Annotated in this window: 16 protein-coding genes and 2 tRNA genes; 14 read left to right on the top strand and 4 right to left on the bottom strand. The window is 45.5% G+C overall.

The window, feature by feature from the left end:
* Positions 1 to 114 precede the first annotated feature (114 nt).
* Entirely contained in the window at positions 115 to 1,143 is a 1,029-nt protein-coding gene (locus OCV20_RS20390) for an AraC family transcriptional regulator (protein WP_086774150.1), read from the bottom strand.
* 237 nt (positions 1,144 to 1,380) lie between these two features.
* Here OCV20_RS20390 and OCV20_RS20385 point away from each other — a divergent pair, with 237 nt between their 5' ends.
* From OCV20_RS20385 to OCV20_RS20345, 9 genes are all read left to right on the top strand, one after another.
* Positions 1,381 to 2,688, top strand: coding sequence for an acetyl-CoA hydrolase/transferase family protein (locus tag OCV20_RS20385; protein ID WP_086774149.1), 1,308 nt, complete (start codon positions 1,381 to 1,383; stop codon positions 2,686 to 2,688).
* Between the two features lie 9 nt (positions 2,689 to 2,697).
* The gene (gene fadB / locus OCV20_RS20380; protein ID WP_086774148.1) at positions 2,698 to 4,851 is read left to right on the top strand and encodes a fatty acid oxidation complex subunit alpha FadB; all 2,154 of its coding nucleotides are present in this window, start codon (positions 2,698 to 2,700) and stop codon (positions 4,849 to 4,851) included.
* 15 nt (positions 4,852 to 4,866) lie between these two features.
* Positions 4,867 to 6,027 (top strand): acetyl-CoA C-acyltransferase FadA, encoded by a 1,161-nt coding sequence (fadA, locus tag OCV20_RS20375; RefSeq protein WP_086774147.1) that lies wholly within the window; start codon positions 4,867 to 4,869, stop codon positions 6,025 to 6,027.
* A 285-nt stretch (positions 6,028 to 6,312) separates the two neighbouring features.
* Positions 6,313 to 6,849 carry a hypothetical protein gene (locus OCV20_RS20370; protein WP_086774146.1) on the top strand — a complete coding sequence of 179 codons (537 nt, stop codon included), beginning with the start codon at positions 6,313 to 6,315 and terminating at the stop codon, positions 6,847 to 6,849.
* A gap of 99 nt (positions 6,850 to 6,948) precedes the next feature.
* On the top strand, positions 6,949 to 8,376 hold the full coding sequence (locus tag OCV20_RS20365) for a TolC family protein (RefSeq protein ID WP_050620637.1): 1,428 nt from the start codon (positions 6,949 to 6,951) through the stop codon (positions 8,374 to 8,376).
* Between the two features lie 10 nt (positions 8,377 to 8,386).
* Positions 8,387 to 10,099 carry an efflux RND transporter periplasmic adaptor subunit gene (locus OCV20_RS20360; RefSeq protein WP_086774145.1) on the top strand — a complete coding sequence of 571 codons (1,713 nt, stop codon included), beginning with the start codon at positions 8,387 to 8,389 and terminating at the stop codon, positions 10,097 to 10,099.
* On the top strand, positions 10,096 to 13,239 hold the full coding sequence (locus tag OCV20_RS20355) for an efflux RND transporter permease subunit (RefSeq protein ID WP_086774144.1): 3,144 nt from the start codon (positions 10,096 to 10,098) through the stop codon (positions 13,237 to 13,239). Before OCV20_RS20360 ends, OCV20_RS20355 begins: the two co-directional genes overlap by 4 nt.
* Positions 13,240 to 13,346: 107 nt before the next feature.
* Entirely contained in the window at positions 13,347 to 13,901 is a 555-nt protein-coding gene (gene copI / locus OCV20_RS20350) for a copper-resistant cuproprotein CopI (RefSeq protein ID WP_017085575.1), read from the top strand.
* A 112-nt stretch (positions 13,902 to 14,013) separates the two neighbouring features.
* The gene (locus OCV20_RS20345; protein WP_086774143.1) at positions 14,014 to 14,499 is read left to right on the top strand and encodes a hypothetical protein; all 486 of its coding nucleotides are present in this window, start codon (positions 14,014 to 14,016) and stop codon (positions 14,497 to 14,499) included.
* 161 nt (positions 14,500 to 14,660) lie between these two features.
* Here OCV20_RS20345 and OCV20_RS20340 read toward each other — a convergent pair whose 3' ends face one another.
* The 3 genes from OCV20_RS20340 to OCV20_RS20330 form a co-directional block, all read right to left on the bottom strand.
* Positions 14,661 to 14,918 carry a hypothetical protein gene (locus tag OCV20_RS20340; RefSeq protein WP_004731488.1) on the bottom strand — a complete coding sequence of 86 codons (258 nt, stop codon included), beginning with the start codon at positions 14,916 to 14,918 and terminating at the stop codon, positions 14,661 to 14,663.
* Positions 14,919 to 15,243: 325 nt separating this feature from the next.
* Positions 15,244 to 15,318: transfer RNA gene (locus OCV20_RS20335), tRNA-Gly, on the bottom strand.
* Between the two features lie 38 nt (positions 15,319 to 15,356).
* Positions 15,357 to 15,431: transfer RNA gene (locus tag OCV20_RS20330), tRNA-Gly, on the bottom strand.
* Positions 15,432 to 15,955: 524 nt separating this feature from the next.
* Between OCV20_RS20330 and OCV20_RS20325 the strand changes: the two genes are divergently transcribed.
* The 5 genes from OCV20_RS20325 (at position 15,956) to OCV20_RS20305 (ending at position 19,225) form a co-directional block, all read left to right on the top strand.
* Positions 15,956 to 17,119 carry a threonine/serine exporter family protein gene (locus tag OCV20_RS20325; RefSeq protein ID WP_004731486.1) on the top strand — a complete coding sequence of 388 codons (1,164 nt, stop codon included), beginning with the start codon at positions 15,956 to 15,958 and terminating at the stop codon, positions 17,117 to 17,119.
* A gap of 180 nt (positions 17,120 to 17,299) precedes the next feature.
* A complete protein-coding gene (locus OCV20_RS20320; protein WP_017088858.1) occupies positions 17,300 to 17,638 on the top strand; it encodes a zinc ribbon domain-containing protein YjdM in 339 nt (112 codons plus the stop codon).
* 99 nt (positions 17,639 to 17,737) lie between these two features.
* Entirely contained in the window at positions 17,738 to 18,160 is a 423-nt protein-coding gene (locus OCV20_RS20315; protein ID WP_086774152.1) for an N-acetyltransferase, read from the top strand.
* Between the two features lie 46 nt (positions 18,161 to 18,206).
* Positions 18,207 to 18,701, top strand: coding sequence for a GNAT family N-acetyltransferase (locus OCV20_RS20310; RefSeq protein WP_086774142.1), 495 nt, complete (start codon positions 18,207 to 18,209; stop codon positions 18,699 to 18,701).
* A 92-nt stretch (positions 18,702 to 18,793) separates the two neighbouring features.
* Entirely contained in the window at positions 18,794 to 19,225 is a 432-nt protein-coding gene (locus OCV20_RS20305) for a GNAT family N-acetyltransferase (RefSeq protein ID WP_086774141.1), read from the top strand.
* The last annotated feature ends 60 nt before the right edge of the window (positions 19,226 to 19,285 follow it).

Genomic DNA, 19,285 nt, shown 5'->3' with positions numbered 1-19,285 from the left:
AAGCAAGTACTGGTGATATTAAAGCAAGGGAGGAACGTGCTAACTTTGCATTTTAGGACAAAAGTTTTGCCGAATATGCCATCGAAAGTAACGTTGATTTAGATCAGTCTTTACCTAGGTGATATTCTGACTTCGTCTTAATTTTATTGGACTTAGCCCTGTCCACCTCTTAAAAGCACGTGAGAAAGTGCTCAAATCAGAAAAGCCAAGTTGGTAGGCAATCTCGGTCATGTTGATGTGTTGATCTTCTAACAAGTGCAGTGCTTTTTCTAGCTTGTATTTTTCGACTACGCCTCGATAGTTCGTATTGAGCTCAGCAAGCCTTCTATTCAACGTTCGGATGTTCATGTTGAGCGACTGAGCAAGGCTCTCACCCGAAACATTCTCTAAGTTGTTAGCGTGATTAAGCGTATTGTAGATCTGGAGAATCAGGTCGCCTTTCTTTAGGGACTCCGCGTCTTTTCTCAGCAGATTCAGTGCCGAAAAATAGATCCCTTCATCGTAATTATCTAAAGGCTTATGAAGGTGCTTTTTGTCGATAGCGATCTTTCTTATTGGGTGTCCGGCGGTAATTTTTGCTCCAGTTAACTGCTCGAGTTGTTCGGTGTGCTCGGGAGAGAATTTGTGCTCAATCAGTTTGACGCTCACATCGATGTCTTCGCTAAGGATCACATGCTTGATGATGTAAATGAGTGTGGCGATCAGCATTGTTACACCAAGGTAGGTGACGTGGCTTTCTTGGCTGAAAGGCTCGCTATTGAGTACCCATAACTCCGCGCTACCTTGTTTATTTTCTCGATACTGAAGCCGGATAGGCGACGCAATAATGAACGAGAATTCAGCCGCAGTTTTTAGCATCGCCTCGAGGTTTGGAGCGGTCCATAGTGCTAAGGAGTAACTGCCAAAGGTTAAGGGAGTAACGTGCTTCGCGGCTCTTACGGGGATCAGCTCATCATCGGTATATTCACACAGCTTTACTAACTCTTCACGAAGGTCGTGGAAATGCAATCGGCCATCTGAATTCTTACGCTTTGGCGGAAAAAATTGGCTCTCCACTTGATGCTCTTTTGCTGTTAAAGCGAGCAAGGCTTGCCAGCCAGCGTGAACCGAAAGGGAGTTATGAAAGCGCTGTTCCAATGCCATTTTATAACCTTATAAATCGGAGATGTGATCAAAAACACAAAGTGATTAATTGTCCAGAATAGTGAATTTCTTGTCCTGAATTGCAAAGTTAAAGCCTAGGGAAATTGTATTCTGAATGCCGTGAAAAGGATATTTATCTGTACCCTACGTTCATGCATAACATACAAGTTTTGGTTTTAATGGAAAAGTAATATTCAAAATTTAGCCTGTTATGCAAAGTATAATGAGAACTACATAATGAATAATTGGCAAGAGATCCATAGCGAAAAACTACTCTCGTTAGAGTCTGCGGTAGGCAAACTCGCATCAGGTGACAAAATCTGGGCAGGTGGCTTACTGTCCATTCCAGTTGTTTTTCTAAAGGAGTTGGATAAACACCTCGACCTATTCAGTGATTGTGAAATCTACACAGGTTTGATGACGACTCCCTTCGAATTTTTGAAGCCTCAATATCGAGATAACTTCAAGCATATCAGTCTCTTCATGGGGCCAATTGAAAGAAAGCTGCAAAGCACAGGCAACGTAGAAGTGACGAACTTTCATTTCTCAAATTTCGAAAATATTTTTGAAAAACTGCAGCCGAATACGGTTGTCGTTGAAGTGACACCACCGAATACAGACGGTTTTGTGAGCTTAGGCGCGTGTGGCGGCGTAGCAACGAAGGTTGCACTAAAACATGCCTCTAAAGTAATTTTTGTTGTTAATGAGCAGCAACCTTTTATCGGCAATGAAGACAACATCGTGCATGTCGATTGCGCGGACGCGTTAGTCGAAGGCCATCATAGTATCGCGTCACCTAAAGCTGGCCAGCCTTCAGAGCTAGAGACCGAAATTGCAAAACACGTTAGCCCATACATTAAAGATGGAATGACGGTGCAAATTGGTATTGGAACCATCTCAAATGCGATGGGTATGGCGCTTCGAGACCGTAAAGATCTAGGTGTTCATACAGAGATGTTTACGGAATCTCTCATGGAGATGTGTAAAGCCGGTGCTGTGTCTGGCACCAAAAAGAATCACATGCCGAACAAGATCGTCGCGGCTTTCGCGGCGGGCCCTCAAGAAGTCATGGACTTTCTGCACAACAACCCAGACATCGAGATGGGCTCAATGAGCGAAGTCGTTGACCCGTATGAAGTCGCTAAGAACGATAATTTTGTCTCCATTAATACGTGTTTGATGATCGACCTTGTGGGTCAAGTTGCTTCTGAAGGTGCGGGCTTTAGCCAGATTTCAGGCTCTGGTGGTCAGTTAGATTTCGTACGAGCAGCGAACATGGCAAAAAATGGCGTCAGCATCTTAGCCCTGGCAGCAACGCGTGAAGGCAAAGACGGCTTAGAGTCGAATATTCGTTTGTCATTGCCAGTGGGCACGCCGATTACCACACCTCGTAACGATGTACATATCGTGGCGACGGAATACGGCTCGGTTAACCTGCGTGGTATGACGGTCTCTGAACGCGTTCATGCGTTAGCGAACATCGCGCACCCAGATTTTCGTGAGTCGTTACTGGCTGAAGCAAAACAACATGGCTTAGTGAAGTAGGAGGTAATTATGTTTACAGGACAATTTTTCAAACTCGCATTTATCGAAGATTCTAATCGTATTGTTGAATTGGTTTTCAACGCAGAGTCTGATTCGGTTAACACACTCACTAAGTCGGCACTCATTGAACTTGAAAGCTGTGCCGAACAACTTGAAAACAGTGATGCTGCTGGTCTGATCATCCGTTCGGGCAAAGCGTTATTTAGCGCGGGTGCGGATGTAAAAGCCTTTCGCTCTCTGTTTAGTGATGGTGATGCGGCCATTACCGATTACCTATCATGGGCGCATTCCATTTATAACCGAATCGAAGATCTCAACCTTCCTAAAGTCGCCATCGTTAATGGTGTGGCGGCTGGTGGTGGAGTCGAGCTTTCACTGCTTGCGGATTATCGTCTTGCAACGACCGACCTAAAAATGAGCCTGCCTGAAGTTAAGCTTGGCATTATGCCAGCATGGGGTGGGGTGACTCGATTACCGCGCATCACAGGTGTCGATACGGCTCTGCAGTGGCTAACAACGGGTAAAACCTTTAAGGCGAAACAAGCGTTAGAACATCACGTTGTTGATGGTGTGATTGATGCGAGCAAGACAAACCCAACCGAAAGCGCGCTAACCATGCTTGAGTCGTGCATCTCTGGTGACTTTGATTGGCAGCAGCGTTATGCAGAAAAACAAGCGCCACTGACTCTGAATGACGCGGAACTGGCGATGTCGATTAATGTGGCTAAAGGCATGGTCGCGAAAGCAGCTGGTCCGCATTATCCGGCACCGGGCATTATTCTGAACACGATTTCTAAAAGCGCTCGTTGTTCTCGCGATGAAGCCTTAAAGCTTGAGCAAGCGGGAATCATCAAATGTGTCGCAAGTGGTGTAGCAGACGCTTTGGTGAATGTTTTCCTGAGCGACATGGCAGTAAAAGCGACAGCAAAGAAACACGCTAAAGGCGGCAAGAAAACCGAAGAAGTGGGTGTGGTCGGCGCGGGTATTATGGGCGGTGGTATCGCTTATGTTACCGCGGATAAAAAGCTGGATGTGGTACTCAAAGACATCAACAAACAGGGCTTAGCGTTAGGACTAAATGAAGCGAATCAACTGCTTTCAAAGCAAGTGACTCGCGGTCGTAAGAGCCCAGAGGCGATGGGTGAAGTGCTCAACCGTATCGTACCGACTTTGCACAATGCAGCGTTAGACAGTTGTGATTTAGTGATAGAAGCGGTCGTTGAGAATCCAATCGTTAAAGAAAAGGTGTTAGCTGAGCTTGAACAGGTTGCGCCAAATGCAATGATTGCATCAAACACATCTACTTTGATGATCAGTGGCTTAGCGCACTCATTAAAGAACCCAGAAAACTTCTGTGGCATTCACTTCTTTAATCCGGTGCATCGCATGCCGTTGGTTGAAGTGATCAAAGGTGAGCAAACATCACCGGAAACCATTGCAACCGCAGTCAACTATGTTCTGGCACTTGGCAAGACGCCGATCGTGGTGAACGACTGTGCTGGCTTCTTGGTTAATCGCTGCCTAACACCTTACTTCTTGGCTTTTAACCAGCTGTTGGTTGCGGGCGGTGATATTGCTCAAATCGACAAAGTGATGAGCAAAGGGTTTGGTTGGCCAATGGGGCCAGCGCATCTGCTTGATGTGATTGGACTCGATACTGCGGATCACTGCATTGATGTGATGAGCGAAGCCTTCCCTACGCGTTTAGCCAAGCCTGAAGCGAATCTGATCGCGGAATCTGTGGCGAAAGGCCGTTTAGGACAAAAAACAAAAGAGGGTTTCTATCGGTACAAAGCGGATCGCAAAGGCCGCTTACAGCCAGAAAGCCACTTGGAAACCACTGCACTTATTGACAGCCTTTGTGATGCACCAATCTCAATGGAGCCTCAAGACATCACACTACGAATGATGCTACCGATGATGTATGAAGCGATTCGCTGTTTAGATGACGGCATTATTTCTTCAGCGGCCGAGGGTGATATTGCGTTTATCTACGGCACTGGATTCCCGGCATTCCGTGGCGGAATCTTCTACTACATGGATAGCATGGGTCTAGATAAGCTGCTAGAGATTGCCCAACAATATGAAGACTTAGGTTCTTTATATGCTATCCCTCAAGGTCTTCGTGACCGTGTTGAACTGAACCGTAATTTTTACGCGTAATCTGGAGCAAGAAATATGAAAAACGTAGTGATTGTAGATGCGATTCGAACTCCAATGGGGCGTTCAAAAAATGGTGTATTTCGACATGTACGAGCCGATGATCTTTCGTCTCACTTAATGAGTGCAATGCTGAAGCGTCAGCCAAAGGTTGAATCCACTCTGATTGATGATGTGATCTGGGGTTGTGTGCAGCAAACAGAAGAGCAGGGTGTTAACCTTGCGAAGGTCGCAGCACTTCAAGCTGGGTTGTCTGAAGAAGTACCAGCAACCACGGTGAACCGTTTGTGTGGCTCTTCAATGGACGCTTTGCACATGGCGACGCGTTCGATAAAAGCGGGTGATGCCGATGTTGCCCTCGTTGGTGGTGTTGAGCATATGGGGCATATCCCGATGACAAAAGGCATCAACCTAAACCCATATAACCGCAATATGGCGCAAGCGTCTGCGATGATGGGGTTAACGGCGGAAGCCCTTGGGCAACTGCATAACGTGTCGCGTGAAGAGCAAGATGAACTGGGCGCTCGTTCACACCGACTTGCGCACGAAGCGACACTTGAAGGTCGTTTTGATAACGAGATTGTCCCAACCATGGGCCATGACGAAAGCGGTGCGCCAATCTTGGTTAAACATGATGAGGTGATTCGTCCTGAAACTACGGCTGAATCTTTATCTAAGCTTCGCCCTGCATTTGATCCGCGAGGAACCGTAACGGCAGGTACGTCTTCAGCCTTGTCTGACGGCGCATCTTGTTTGCTGGTGATGAGTGAAGATAAAGCCATCGAGCTCGGCATCAAACCGAGAGCTAAAGTTATCTCGTCTGCCTCTGCGGGAGTGCCAGCGGCGCTTATGGGTTATGGACCCGTACCGGCAACCAAAAAAGCGTTAGCGAAGACAGATCTAACGATCGCCGATATCGATTTTGCAGAAGTGAATGAAGCGTTTGCAGCGCAAGCTATCCCGTGTTTAAAAGAATTAGGCTTGTGGGAGCAGCGTGAAGATAAGGTGAACCTGCATGGTGGTGCGATTTCACTGGGTCATCCTTTAGGATGTTCGGGGGCTCGCATCGTCGGTAGCCTTATCAATATTATGGAACAGCGTGGTGGTCGATATGGGCTAGCAACCATGTGTATTGGTATGGGGCAAGGTATTGCGACGATTATCGAAAGAGTGGAGTGAGTCACTTAATGGTTCGAGCTGAGCTCGTCATTTAAGTGTTCACATTAATAAATTAGGGTAACGATTCAAGCCTTCAACCTGTGTTGAAGGCTTTTTTAGTGAGTTGCACTTTTTGGTTATTCAGAACTATCATTGATGATACACATGCACCTTAAGTTCAAATAATCGACAAATCACGGGTATGAATGAATATTTTTTCAACGGTCAGCCAAATATCGGCACAATGGCATTGACCTTACCCTAAGGGGAACGTTTATAGTTGCGGTGTAAATTCAAAGGTAAGCTATGACAAACACATTCCGAAAAACTTGGATTATTGTTTTCAGCATCATTGCGATGTTGATGTCTAGCTATGCCTCAAGCTCTTCAGCCATGATGGCTAATATCATGGCAACGCAGATGATGTCGAATAAGTCTATCTGCCAGCACAACGATTTGCCGAGCGATCCTGATGCCGCAAATCAATTTGCTGCCGGTTGCCATGTGACCGTTACCGATTCAGACATGAGCGATCATGTTCATGGTGATCACTCTGTCCATGATGACCACGCTATTTATGTTGAGCTGTCTGCTGATGACAAGATGGCTTCGCATCAAGAATCAATGGATGCTCACGGTGAGCATGTGATGGGCAACAACTGTTGTGGCGGTTCGGATTCTGCTCATATCTGTTGCTATTCTGTTTGTTCTACAGCATCACACACAATTCAGGCGCTCCAAGCCAACTACCAAATTTCCTCTTCATTCGCACCTCATCACTCTGTGACTATTGGTCAAAAAGTGACTCGTGCACAATCTTTGCTACGCCCACCTTCCGCATAAATCTATATCTAAAAATACAGCTCTATCAGTTAGAAAAATCTGATAAGCCTTTCTTTTTTATGCGCTAATTAGCGCTAGATATGGACATTCATTGTGAATATGAAACCAACAACCTCTGTGTTTGTCATGAACACGAGCTTAGTGGTTGCTGCTACCTTGCCTATGGCCTTGTTTTCAAGTGCTACGCTCGCGGCTACCACGGCGTCAGCGTCAAATGCTCAACACATTTCAGCACATGACCAAGCAAGCTCGACGCAGCAACTCAATACACTGATTGAGATTGCGTTAAGCGAAGATGGAAATCGCAAACAGTACTTTGCTCAGTCTCAAGCGATGCGAGAAACGGGCATTGCCAGCTCGACCTTAATGGATCCTAAATTAAAAGTTGGATTTGGCGGTTTGCCTGTCGATAGCTTTCAATTCGACGAAGACCCGATGACCAATATATCGGTAGGGCTGATGCAGCAGTTTGAGCGTGGCGATACGCTTAACCTTCAACAGAAAAAGGCAGGTCAACAGGCAGATGCTTTAGCTTTGCAGGTGCAAGCAAGAGAATTGACGGTTGCGAATAGCATGACGCAGCTTTGGCTTGAGTTAGGTTATCAGCAAAAGGCTGAGTCGGTGATTCGTCAAAATCGTCGCTTGTTGGTTGAGCTTGAAAACTATGTACAAACCAATTACTCAATTGGTAAAAGTGAAGCGCAAGATCTGCTTAATGCTCAGCTTCAAGTGAGCAAGCTTGATGAGAAACTTCAGGCAAACCAGCAGGTTCAGCGCCGCTTAATCTCTCAGCTTTCTGAATGGTTGGGCTCTGATTGGCTAGGCTCTCAGGTTCTTGATTCTCAGGGCACACTGAATGCAACTAACCAAATCGATTGGTCATTGTTGGAAAGCAAATTAGCGACCAATATCGATTCAACCAAGCACTACCAGCTACTGACTGACCATCCTTTGGTTAAGATCTCCGATGTCAGTATTTCCTCCAATCAAACTCAGGTTGAGTTAGCCGAGCAAGCTTATACCCCGCAGTTTGGGGTGGAAGTGATGTATGCACACCGTCAAGCCAATAACATGGCAGGTGAACCTGCTTCTGATCTGGTGAGTGCCTATCTGACTGTCGACATCCCGCTGTTTACGGGGAATCGACAAGATAAGAACTTATCGGCTGCTCAGTATCAAGTTGGTGCGGCTAAATCTCAAAAAGACACCTTACTTTCCCAAATGAACGCGCAAGTGAATGCATTGCTGGTGGACAGATCAAATCTGATCCAGCGATTAGATCGCTATCAAACGTCCTTGCTTCCTCAAACCGCAGCACGAATCAGCGCGGTTGAGAGGGGCTATCAAAACAACACCGCCCAGTTTAACGATGTCATTTCAGCAACGACCGATGAGCTGGCGCTTCAGTTAGAGCAACAACGTTTGATCACCGATCTCAACATCGTTAATAGCAAACTGGCGGCGTTAGTCAGTGGCTTTGAATACCAAGTAAACCAACCACAACTTGCAACCACAGAGAATCAGTAAGGGATACATAATGAGTTCAGTAAAAGTAGCAACAATCGCTTTATTGGTCGGTGGTGCATTGGGTTTTGGGGTGAACCATTTTCTAATTAATCCAGCACACGACATGTCAGCAATGGCAACCAGCACAGAAGCCAGCGATGAGCCTTTGTATTGGGTAGCTCCGATGGACCCAAATTATCAGCGTGATAAGCCAGGTCAATCGCCAATGGGGATGGATCTTATCCCTGTGTATGCAGACGATGTGAACGGCGGAGCCAAAGATAAGCCTGGAACCGTGTTTATTGATTCTTCGGTGGAAAATAACCTTGGCGTGAAAACCGCACAAGTCACAAGAGAGCCGCTATCACCGCGCATTGAAACGGTTGGCTACGTGGCATTTGATGAAAGTGCGCTATGGCAAACCAACGTGCGTGTTTCTGGTTGGGTGGAAAAACTCTCCATCAACGCAGTGGGTGAGAAGGTAAACAAAGGTGATGTGCTTTTCACACTCTATTCTCCAGAGCTTGTTAAAGCACAAGAAGAGTTGATCAGTGCTTATAAAACGGGTCGTAAAGGTTTGATCAAGGGCTCGACTGAACGCTTGATTACCTTGGGTGTTGATAAGACTCAAATCCGCGCTATTACGCGCAAAGGCAAAGCCTCACAAACCATTGAAGTCAAAGCGCCAGCCGATGGTGTTATAGCGAGTTTGAATATCCGAGAAGGTGGTTATCTTTCGCCTGCACAAGCGGTGATCAGTGCTGGCCCATTAGGTGAAGTATGGGTTGATGCAGAGGTGTTTGAGCGTCAAGCGCACTGGATCTCGTCAGGCAGCAATGCGGTGATGACGCTAGATGCCATTCCTGGTAAAGAGTGGTTGGGTAATGTCGATTACGTTTACCCAATCCTTGATCCAAAAACTCGAACTTTGCGCGTTCGTTTGAAGTTCTCCAATCCAAATGGCGAGCTTAAGCCGAATATGTTCGCCAATATTGCGTTGAAACCTATTAGTGATGAAGCCGTTCTTACTATCCCAAGGTCTTCGGTGATTCACTCCGGTGGTATGACTCGAGTGGTGATGTCAGAAGGTTCTGGCAAGTATCGCTCTGCTCGTATTGAGGTTGGTCGTGAAGCTGGCGAAAAAATAGAGGTGCTTCAAGGGCTAGAGCAAGGCGAAAACATTGTCACTTCTGCGCACTTCATGTTGGATTCTGAATCGAGCCAAACTGCTGATCTGTCACGCATCAATGGTGTTGAAGAAGAAGCTGAAACCGTATGGGCAAACGGTGAAATTTCCGATGTTATGCAAGGCAGTCGCATGGTGACGATTAACCATCAGCCTGTTCCAGAATGGGATTGGCCGGGCATGGTGATGAATTTCACCTTTGCGGAAGGCTTAGACATGAGTGATGTGCAACGTGGTAAGGCAATTGACTTTGAGATGCGAAAGACAGAGTCAGGGCAGTACGAGGTTGTGGATTACAAGGTCAACCAACACAAGATCGCCGGCGAAGTTTGGGTAACGGGTGACATTACAATGTTGATGGCAGATTTTGGCATGATCACCGTAAAACATCAGCCAGTCCCTGAGTGGAATTGGAAAGCAGGTGAAATGAATTTCCAAGCCAGTGATGACCTTGATTTATCTGAGTTTGCCGAGGGTCAAACCATTCGGTTTCTAGTGGCGAAGCAGGGTTCTGATTATGTACTCAAATCTTTAGAAGCGGGTGAGGGCGAACTATGATCAATGCAATCATTCGCTGGTCTATTAGCAACCGCTTCTTAGTGCTGGTTGCTACTGTAGCCATCGTATTTGGCGGCTTATACAGCGTTAAAAATACACCGGTCGATGCTATTCCTGATCTGTCTGATGTTCAGGTAATTATCAAAACCAGTTATCCGGGGCAAGCGCCACAAGTGGTTGAGGATCAGGTGACTTATCCATTAACCACCGCCATGTTAGCCGTACCAGGTGCTGAAACGGTTCGTGGTTACTCGTTCTTTGGTGATTCCTATGTCTATATCATCTTCAATGACGATACTGATATGTACTGGGCACGTTCACGAGTGTTGGAGTACCTAAGCCAAGTTGCACCTAACTTGCCTTCGAGTGCTAAGCCAACGCTAGGGCCAGATGCAACCGGTGTGGGCTGGGTTTACAGCTACGTGTTGCAAGATAAAACCGGTCAGCACGACTTAGCGGAACTTCGTAGTTTGCAAGATTGGTTCTTGAAGTATGAATTGCAAACCGTAGAAGGCGTGTCTGAAGTGGCGACCGTTGGCGGCATGGTGAAGCAGTACCAAGTACAGATTGATCCTGCCAAGTTACGTGCTTACGACTTAACGCTTCAGCAAGTCAATAAGGCAATCCAAGATGGTAACCAAGAAACCGGTGCGTCTGTTGTTGAGATTGCGGAAGCCGAGCACATGGTTCGTACGACCGGTTACCTGACAAGCATCGAAGACATTCAATCTCTGCCGCTAAAAGTGACCGACAAAGGTACTCCGCTGCTATTAGGTGACATTGCTGACATTAACCTTGGCCCGCAAATGCGTCGTGGTATCTCTGAACTTAATGGTGAAGGAGAAGCGGTTGGCGGCGTTATCGTGATGCGCTTTGGTGAAAATGCCAGTGAAGTGATCGACTCAGTCAAATCCAAGCTCGCTGAACTGCAAGCTGGCTTACCTGATGGTGTCGAGATTGTCGCGACTTATGACCGTTCTACTTTGATAGATTCAGCCGTTGAAAACCTTTGGAAGAAGCTGGCTGAAGAGTTCATCGTGGTCGCCGTGGTGTGTGCGCTGTTCTTGTTCCATATCCGCTCGTCGTTGGTTATCGCACTAAGTCTGCCTGTTGGTATTTTAGGTGCATTCATTGTGATGCATTGGCAGGGTATCAACGCCAATATCATGTCTCTTGGCGGGATCGCGATTGCGATTGGTGCCATGGTGGATGGTGCCATCGTGATGATTGAGAACGTTCATAAACACATTGAACGGACTCCGCTTACTGATAAAAACCGTTGGCAGGTGATTGGTAAGGCAGCAGAAGAAGTCGGCGCACCGCTGTTCTTCTCTCTGATTATCATTACCTTGAGTTTTGTGCCTGTGTTCGCGCTAGAAGGGCAAGAGGGCAAGATGTTCTCGCCACTTGCGTTTACCAAGACGTATGCGATGGCCGCAGCGGCGGGTTTGGCTATCACGCTTGTGCCTGTGCTAATGGGGTACTTCATTCGCGGTAACGTGTTGCCTGAACACAAAAACCCAGTTAACCGCAGCCTAGTGGCGATGTACAAACCGCTTCTGAACCTAAGCTTAAAATATCCAAAGGTGATGATTGTTATCGCACTTGGCTTAATGGCGTCTGCTTATTACCCAACCAGTAAGCTTGGCAGCGAGTTCATCCCTCCTTTGGACGAAGGAGATTTGATGTACATGCCAACCACGTATCCGGGCATCTCAATAGGTAAGGCTCGTGAGTTGTTGCAACAAACCAACAAGCTCATCAAAACCATTCCAGAAGTCGAAACCACGTGGGGCAAAATTGGTCGAGCAGAGACAGCAACCGATCCTGCACCTTTAACCATGATTGAAACCGTGATTCAGCTTAAACCGCGAGATGAGTGGCGTGACGGTGTCACTACGGAGTCTCTGCGTAAAGAGTTTGATGATCTGATTCAGTTCCCAGGTTTAACTAATGCGTGGGTTATGCCAATCAAAACTCGTATCGACATGTTAGCGACCGGTATCAAAACCCCAATCGGAATCAAAATCGCTGGCCCAGAGCTGAGCGTGATTGAAGATATTGGTTCGCAACTTGAACCCATCCTCAACAGCGTGAGTGGCACGGCTTCTGTCTACGCCGAGCGTGTTGCAGGCGGTCGTTATGTGACGATAGACATTAAACGTCGCTCGGCTGCGCGATATGGCTTGAGCATTAAAGAAGTGCAACAGGTTATCTCGACTGCGGTTGGTGGCATGAATGTAGGCGAAACCGTTGAGGGGCTAGAGCGTTACCCAATCAATGTCCGTTACCCACAAAGCTATCGTGATTCTGTCGTTAAGCTGCAGAACCTGCCGTTAGTGACACCAAATGGAGCGCGAATTGCTTTGTCTGATGTTGCAGATATTCGCTATGAAGATGGACCACCAATGATTAAGACGGAGAACGCGCGTCCTAATGGTTGGGTGTTCGTTGACATCGAAGGACGCGACCTTGGTTCTTATGTGGCAGAGGCGCAAAAAGTCGTTACCGATCAAATCGTCTTACCTGCGGGTTATTCACTGGCGTGGTCTGGTCAATACGAATACATGGAGCGTGCGAAAGAGCGTTTGAGTGTCGTAGTGCCAATCACCATCGCCATCATCATGTTGTTGCTCTACCTCAGCTTCCGCCGCGTCGGTGAGGTGATGATGATCATGCTGACATTGCCACTCGCAATGGTTGGTGGCCTATGGCTGATGCATGTCCTCAATTACAACTTCTCCATTGCGGTGGGTGTGGGCTTTATCGCCCTTGCTGGGGTAGCTGTTGAGATAGGTGTGATCATGTTGGTCTACCTAAACCAAGCATGGCACTACAAAAAATTGGATGCGGAGCAGAACCAGCAAGCACTTCAGAGTGAAGACTTGACGGATGCGATTCGTGAGGGCGCAGGACTGCGTGTTCGCCCAGTGATGATGACGGTACTTACGGTGATCATTGGCCTTATTCCAATTATGTATGGCGAGGGTACGGGCTCAGAAGTGATGCAACGAATTGCTGCGCCGATGATAGGCGGAATGGCGTCTGCACTATTGCTTACCCTACTGGTGTTGCCTGCAATCTTTAAGCTCTGGAAACAGCGTGAGATTACGCACAGTCAAAATGAAATAAACAAATAACGTATTGATTATTAGCCCTTACTGACCAAAAACAGAGTGAGTAAGGGCGTACCACATGAACATGTGAAACTAACAAATATATAACTGAATTAATCTAAGGAACGATCATGAAAAAGACACTTATTGCGATTGCACTGACGTTAACTACTGCAACGGCTTTTGCTGAAATGGACCATTCGAATATGGATCACTCGATGATGAAGAGTGGAGAGATGGATCATTCAAAAATGGATCACAGCATGATGAAGGATGGAAAGATGGACCATTCGATGATGAATATGGAAGGCATGTCTGAAGTGGGTATGCCTGCGACAGGCGCAAAGCCGGATAAAGTGGTTCATGTTCTGCTAAGTGACGATATGAAAATCACATTTAAGAACAAGGTTGATATTGAGCCGAACGACGTGGTGCAGTTTGTTGTGATGAACACAGGCAAGATTGATCACGAATTCTCGATTGGATCTGCTTCAGAGCAGTTAGAGCATCGTGAAATGATGAAAAACATGGGTAATCACGCACATGATTCGGGCAGCACAGTGACAGTTAAGCCGGGTAAAGCGAAGCAATTGCTGTGGCATTTCCATGGTGATAATAACGTAGAGTTCGCGTGCAATATTCCTGGTCACGCTGAAGCGGGTATGGTGAAGTCGTTAACGCTATAAGGTGATACACAAGCCATATCTAGTTCAAAGGGATGAGTGCTAGATATGGCTACCTTGTTTTAGTGCTATTTAGGTATTAGCTTTAAAAGACTATAGGAATAGGAGTTTAAGGATGAATAAGACAGTTCTAGTACTTGCAGTAACGGGAGCTTTAATAACGTGGTCGACCCACAGCATTGCTGCTAAACCTGAGTGGGCTGGTAAAGGTAAGCCCGATTTAGAAGAAGTGAAAACGCTCGCTGAGGCTAAAAAAGTTGAAGGCGAAATTGATGATCGTGAGAAGCAGCTTGATTCAATGATCGAAGAGAAAAATAAGAAAGCGAAAAAAAGTAAGAACAAAAAAGATAAGCAGAAACTAGATAAAGAACTCGACGATTTGGAAGACGAGAAAGAAGCCCTCGAAGAGAGTAAAGAGAAGCTCAAAGATAAGAAAGAAAAGCTCGAAGATGATATGGATAATGACGAAGAAAAGTCGGGATTAGAAAAGCAGAAAGACAAGAAAGCGGAACAAGAGCGTAAAGAAGAAGGAACAGGGTCAGAGAAAGGCCAACAGCAGCGTGAAGAAAACAGCAAAAAGTGGTGGAACTTCTGGGAGTAATGCGAGGGCCTTACATCACCAATTCATTTCAACCTATCAGCACAGCTTTGTGTGGCAGCTAAGTCATTGGTTAAACATTATGACCAGTTAAAGATAAGTCTCAACCTGTTCAGGAATACATGAACTAACTTGGATTGGCTGAGGCTTATCTGTAGTTAGAATCACTGTAGCAAGATAGAAGTTTCAAGCAGGTGGTGTGCTTCGCCGCTCAGGTGCGGTAGCTCTGCCATGATCTTTTTAAACTTGTCATCGATTGACTCTGCTTCATTCAGCGATCGAAAAGCCAGTACAGCCTGTTCAGGCTCGCTGTTCACATAACCTTTCAATGTATCTAGCTGAATTTTATTGGCATTTTCAACTTTTGCTAGCGCGACATTAATTGCTTCGATGTTAATTGTTAACTCATTGCTTTTAAACATTTTTTATTATTTATGGGTTGTTGCTAATGCGCGCACATTAACACAATGATTTTTGCAGATATTGACCAAGATTATTAAATTGGAACAATTTTGAAAATCATTAAAAGCTGAACTGCAATGTGTGATTTGGATAGGTGTCAGAAATACGAAGCGATTTAAGGAGTTAATAGCTTTGGTTGGTCACTTAGCGTTGATTCGTCAATCTAAGCTTAAATAAAATAAGTTTAATCAGTATAGATTTAATGACTGTGGACTTAGCAAACGGCGAAAATTTTTGAATAGGGTATCGCTGGAAGAAAGTGCTTAATGAAGCTTAAAGAGAAGTTGGAGCGTGCAGCGGGAATCGAACCCGCATCATCAGCTTGGAAGGCTGAGGTAATAGCCATTATACGATGCACGCACACTGTCTTATGAGTAAGACTGAGGCGTTAAGAGACTTGGAGCGTGCAGCGGGAATCGAACCCGCATCATCAGCTTGGAAGGCTGAGGTAATAGCCATTATACGATGCACGCACATCGTCTTAACGAGTTTGATAATGCCACATCTAACTGAAAACGAAACCTTTTTCTTTCATTTTTATTCTAAGTGCTCGCATAACCACCACTCCGCTAGTTTTTCCATCATGTTCGGCATTTTCAGAGTGAATAAAATGTGACTAAAATCTCTAAAAAAGGAGGGCGAGAAATAATAGTAAATGTCATGCTGTTTTTGCGATAAATCCGCCTTAATTTATAAACTTGTTTTAGTGGTACTTGGCTGTCATAAATCTCATGAAAATTAAGGAATTTGGAGTGTTAACATAAACTGATTTTTATTTGTGTTTTGGCGTCCACTAATAACAATCTTAATGCATAAATTTAACTTATCAGCCGGTCAAAACATTCAGTAAACTAATCCCAAATGAGTAGAGTTATAGGCACTTCTAAGGCTTTGCAGAAAAAAGTAACGAGTTCAGTTGATAATTCACGCAAAAGTCTCGTCATTCCGTCTATCGTTTGGTACATTTGCCGCACATTTTGTCTCCCCTAAAATACCCATGCCTTCTCAGTTCCGAATTAACAAAATTGTTGAAATTGGTGACACTCTTCACCGCAGTGGCTGTGCTCCTTACAAGCTAGAGAAATACACTCAATTCTATGCAAAAAAGCATGGTGTTGACGTGATGATCCAAGCAACGCCAACTGCGATTAACTATCAATTTCCAGACGATAACAACGCCGTTATTCTTAAGCGTTTAAAGCCTGCGTCAATTAACCTGAGTTTGTTGGCCAATACGATCATTCGTATTAACCAGCCAAGCAGTGAGCCAGTACCTGAGCCTGTCGGCTACTCTAAATTCGTGACGGCACTTGCCAATATGGGTATTCCGCCTGCCTATTTGATGCTGGTGGGCAGTACGTTGGAAGCGGTGGGCTTTTCTGCGTTATTGGGTTTGATGGTTTGGGTATGTCAGCAAGTCCTTCATTCACGTCGCGCAATTGCGGTTGAGTTCATCTCGGCACTGTTAACGGGTATCTTCGTGGCATTTCTGGCGAGTACAGGGTTGCCGATTCCGGTGTGGGCGTTGTGTATCGCCTCGATTGTCTTGTTTGTCCCCGGGTTATCCATAGCCAACGCACTAGAATGTTTGGCGTTTAATGATCTAGTCTCTGGTACTAGCTTGCTAGGGCAGAGTGCCTTAACGCTGATTAAGCTGTTTGTCGGGATTATCATGGGGCTTAATATTGGCGAAGCGATATGGGGACAAGCGGTCTCCATCGACTATACCAATGCGGTACCTATGTGGATGCACATATCGGGCTTGGTGCTGATTTCTGTGTCTATCGGTGTGATGTTTAATGCTCGCCCTAAAGACATCTTGCTTGGCTTGCCAGTAGCGGTTCTCGGTATGTGGGGCCCATTCTATCTAGGTTTTGATAGTGGTTGGGTTGTCGGTACTTGGGTTACGACGGTTCTTATTACTTTGTACGGAACTTGGATTGCTAAAAAGATGGAGCTCACGGGCTCCATTTATATCGTGCAAGGGATTATCATCTTGGTTCCGGGTAGCCGAGTATTAGTGAGTGCCAGCCAGTCGGTGTTTGAACAATCGATTTTACCTATCCCGAGTATTGGTTTGTCGGCGTTATTCATGTTCTCTGCAATCGTGGCAGGGCAAATCACCGCTTACTCGATTTACTCACCAAAAGTCGAACGTTAAACCTTTTCGCTTCTCAAGTTTTTAAACAAACACAGCTTAGCGGCTGTGTTTGTTCGTTTTAGGTACGGCTCTTTTTTTAAAGACAATTAACCCTTCGTAAAACTTGTTAGATTTATGCTCGCTAAGCCTGACAAGAGCCATTAAAATGGAACAAATTCTATTTAAATGAAGTATCAACGTATGTCTCTACCTCCTTGCCCGCAATGCCAATCTGAATATGTCTATCAAGACCAAAACAACCTAATCTGCCCTGAGTGTGCCTACGAATGGAACCCAGAAGAAGAGCGTTTAGAAAGAGAAGCTGCGCGTGTTAAGGACGTGAATGGTGTTGTATTGGAAAGTGGCGATAAAGTTACCTTCATTAAAGATCTAAAAATTAAAGGCAGTTCTAGCGTATTGAAAATCGGCACTAAAGCCGTGATTCGACGTATCAACGAAGGTAAAGACCACCAGCTAGATTGCAAGCTGGATGGTGGCGGTGAAATGCTGGTTACGGCGAAGTACGTTAAGAAGCAGTAACCATTGTTTCAAACAATTGTCGTAAATCTTCAATAAGTTTAAGTCGCTTCTCGGCATACTGATTCGCATATTGAGCCGCAATTATTTCAGAGAATGAAGATGATCAGAGAATACCGTCCAGCCGATATTGAAACCGTTATAGATATTTGGTTAATCGCCTCGATCAAGGCGCATGATTTTGTGGCTCCTGAGTTCTGGGAGTCGCAAGTGGGTAATATGCGCGATATATACATCCCAGCATCAACAACTTACGTCTATCAAATAGACGGTGAGGTTCGTGGCTTTTATTCGCTTTATGAAGGGATTTTAGCTGCGATCTTTGTGAGCCCGCAGCATCAAGGTTGTGGTGTTGGTAAGCAACTTATCCAACACGCGAAGCTTGAATGCCCAAATCTGTCTTTGAATGTGTATAAAGAGAACCAAGCGGCCATTGAGTTCTACTTGTCTCAAGATTTCTCTATTACGAGCGAGCAAACTGATGAGCACACAGGACATCAAGAATACACCATGCACTTATCTTAGGCTTGGTAACTAAACCCGGTAGAAAAGTAACAGGAATCAACATTATATGGACATGGTTAAAGCTGCTCTTTCGCATTCAACTGCCTTTCATCACTATGTGAATGCCTGTACTGAAGATGGGTTAGATATTTACACGGGCATTTCTGATGGCAGTGATGCCTATTTGGAAAAACGAATTGCTTATTCAAAAGGTGAGGGCTTGCCAGAAGGGTGGACGCCTGCTTCTACTTATTTTTGTTTCGAGTCTGGGCGTATTCTTGGAGTGATAAGAGTTCGTCATGGTACCAGTCCGTACATTCACGATGTCATTGGAAATATCGGATATGAGACGCTGCCACAAGCCAGAGGGCGGGGTATCGCAAGTCATATGTTGTCTTGGATTCAACGGCACGTATTGTCCGAAAGCGCTATCATTACCTGTGAGAGGGGCAATATTGCTTCGCAAAAAGTGATTGAGAAGTGCGGTGGACAATTCTTGAATACCTTTTATTCAGAGCAAGATAAACACGAAGTCTTACGTTACCAACTAGAACCAAAATGAACATTTAAACGTGGCATTTTTGGTTGTGTCCGGGGCTCTGAATTCCGGCTTAAACGAAAATGAAACCATAGCCAATTATTGTTGGAGGTATTTTGAAGTATTCAACAAGACCTGCTCAGTTATCAGATTATGAATTTCTGTTTGAGCTTAAGAAAGCCGCTGAGTTTGAACCGATCAAAGCCGTATTTGGCTGGGATGAGCAAATTCAACGAGATATACACGCCGAAGAGTGGGCAGAAGAACGGCCAGAAATCATTGAATATCAAGGTAAAGCGATTGGCAGTGTATTGCTGCAAGACAAAGGTGAACACTTCTACTTTTGCCGATTCTTCCTACTGCCTGAATATCATGGTAAAGGCATTGGTAGCCAAATCCTCACCGACTGCTTAGCTCACGCAGACAAGCTCAGTAAGCCAGTTGAGTTGTGTTACCTGCAAGGTAATCGCGTTGGAGAGCTCTACTTAAGATTTGGTTTTGAAATCACCTCGCAAAACGACCAGTTTGTCTATATGTGGCGTAAATAGACACTCATTCAAAATGATCACACCGTGTCGGTAACTTGATAGGCACCTGACACCCATCTA

The sequence above is a fragment of the Vibrio coralliirubri genome (genome assembly GCF_024347375.1).
GTDB classification, from domain to species: Bacteria; Pseudomonadota; Gammaproteobacteria; order Enterobacterales; family Vibrionaceae; genus Vibrio; species Vibrio coralliirubri.
Note: the sequence above shows the minus strand (reverse complement) of the source record. Positions and strands in the feature narration are given on the sequence as shown.

Bases quoted from the DNA above. Each gene is read 5' to 3' on its own strand.
- OCV20_RS20340 (WP_004731488.1), bottom strand. From the start codon at position 14,918: ATGTTTAAAAGCAATGAGTTAACAATTAACATCGAAGCAATTAATGTC.
- OCV20_RS20365 (WP_050620637.1), top strand. From the start codon at position 6,949: ATGAAACCAACAACCTCTGTGTTTGTCATGAACACGAGCTTAGTGGTT.
- copI (WP_017085575.1), top strand. From the start codon at position 13,347: ATGAAAAAGACACTTATTGCGATTGCACTGACGTTAACTACTGCAACG.
- OCV20_RS20345 (WP_086774143.1), top strand. From the start codon at position 14,014: ATGAATAAGACAGTTCTAGTACTTGCAGTAACGGGAGCTTTAATAACG.
- OCV20_RS20370 (WP_086774146.1), top strand. From the start codon at position 6,313: ATGACAAACACATTCCGAAAAACTTGGATTATTGTTTTCAGCATCATT.
- fadA (WP_086774147.1), top strand. From the start codon at position 4,867: ATGAAAAACGTAGTGATTGTAGATGCGATTCGAACTCCAATGGGGCGT.
- OCV20_RS20390 (WP_086774150.1), bottom strand. From the start codon at position 1,143: ATGGCATTGGAACAGCGCTTTCATAACTCCCTTTCGGTTCACGCTGGC.
- OCV20_RS20355 (WP_086774144.1), top strand. From the start codon at position 10,096: ATGATCAATGCAATCATTCGCTGGTCTATTAGCAACCGCTTCTTAGTG.
- OCV20_RS20310 (WP_086774142.1), top strand. From the start codon at position 18,207: ATGGACATGGTTAAAGCTGCTCTTTCGCATTCAACTGCCTTTCATCAC.
- fadB (WP_086774148.1), top strand. From the start codon at position 2,698: ATGTTTACAGGACAATTTTTCAAACTCGCATTTATCGAAGATTCTAAT.
- OCV20_RS20385 (WP_086774149.1), top strand. From the start codon at position 1,381: ATGAATAATTGGCAAGAGATCCATAGCGAAAAACTACTCTCGTTAGAG.
- OCV20_RS20360 (WP_086774145.1), top strand. From the start codon at position 8,387: ATGAGTTCAGTAAAAGTAGCAACAATCGCTTTATTGGTCGGTGGTGCA.
- OCV20_RS20315 (WP_086774152.1), top strand. From the start codon at position 17,738: ATGATCAGAGAATACCGTCCAGCCGATATTGAAACCGTTATAGATATT.
- OCV20_RS20325 (WP_004731486.1), top strand. From the start codon at position 15,956: ATGCCTTCTCAGTTCCGAATTAACAAAATTGTTGAAATTGGTGACACT.
- OCV20_RS20320 (WP_017088858.1), top strand. From the start codon at position 17,300: ATGTCTCTACCTCCTTGCCCGCAATGCCAATCTGAATATGTCTATCAA.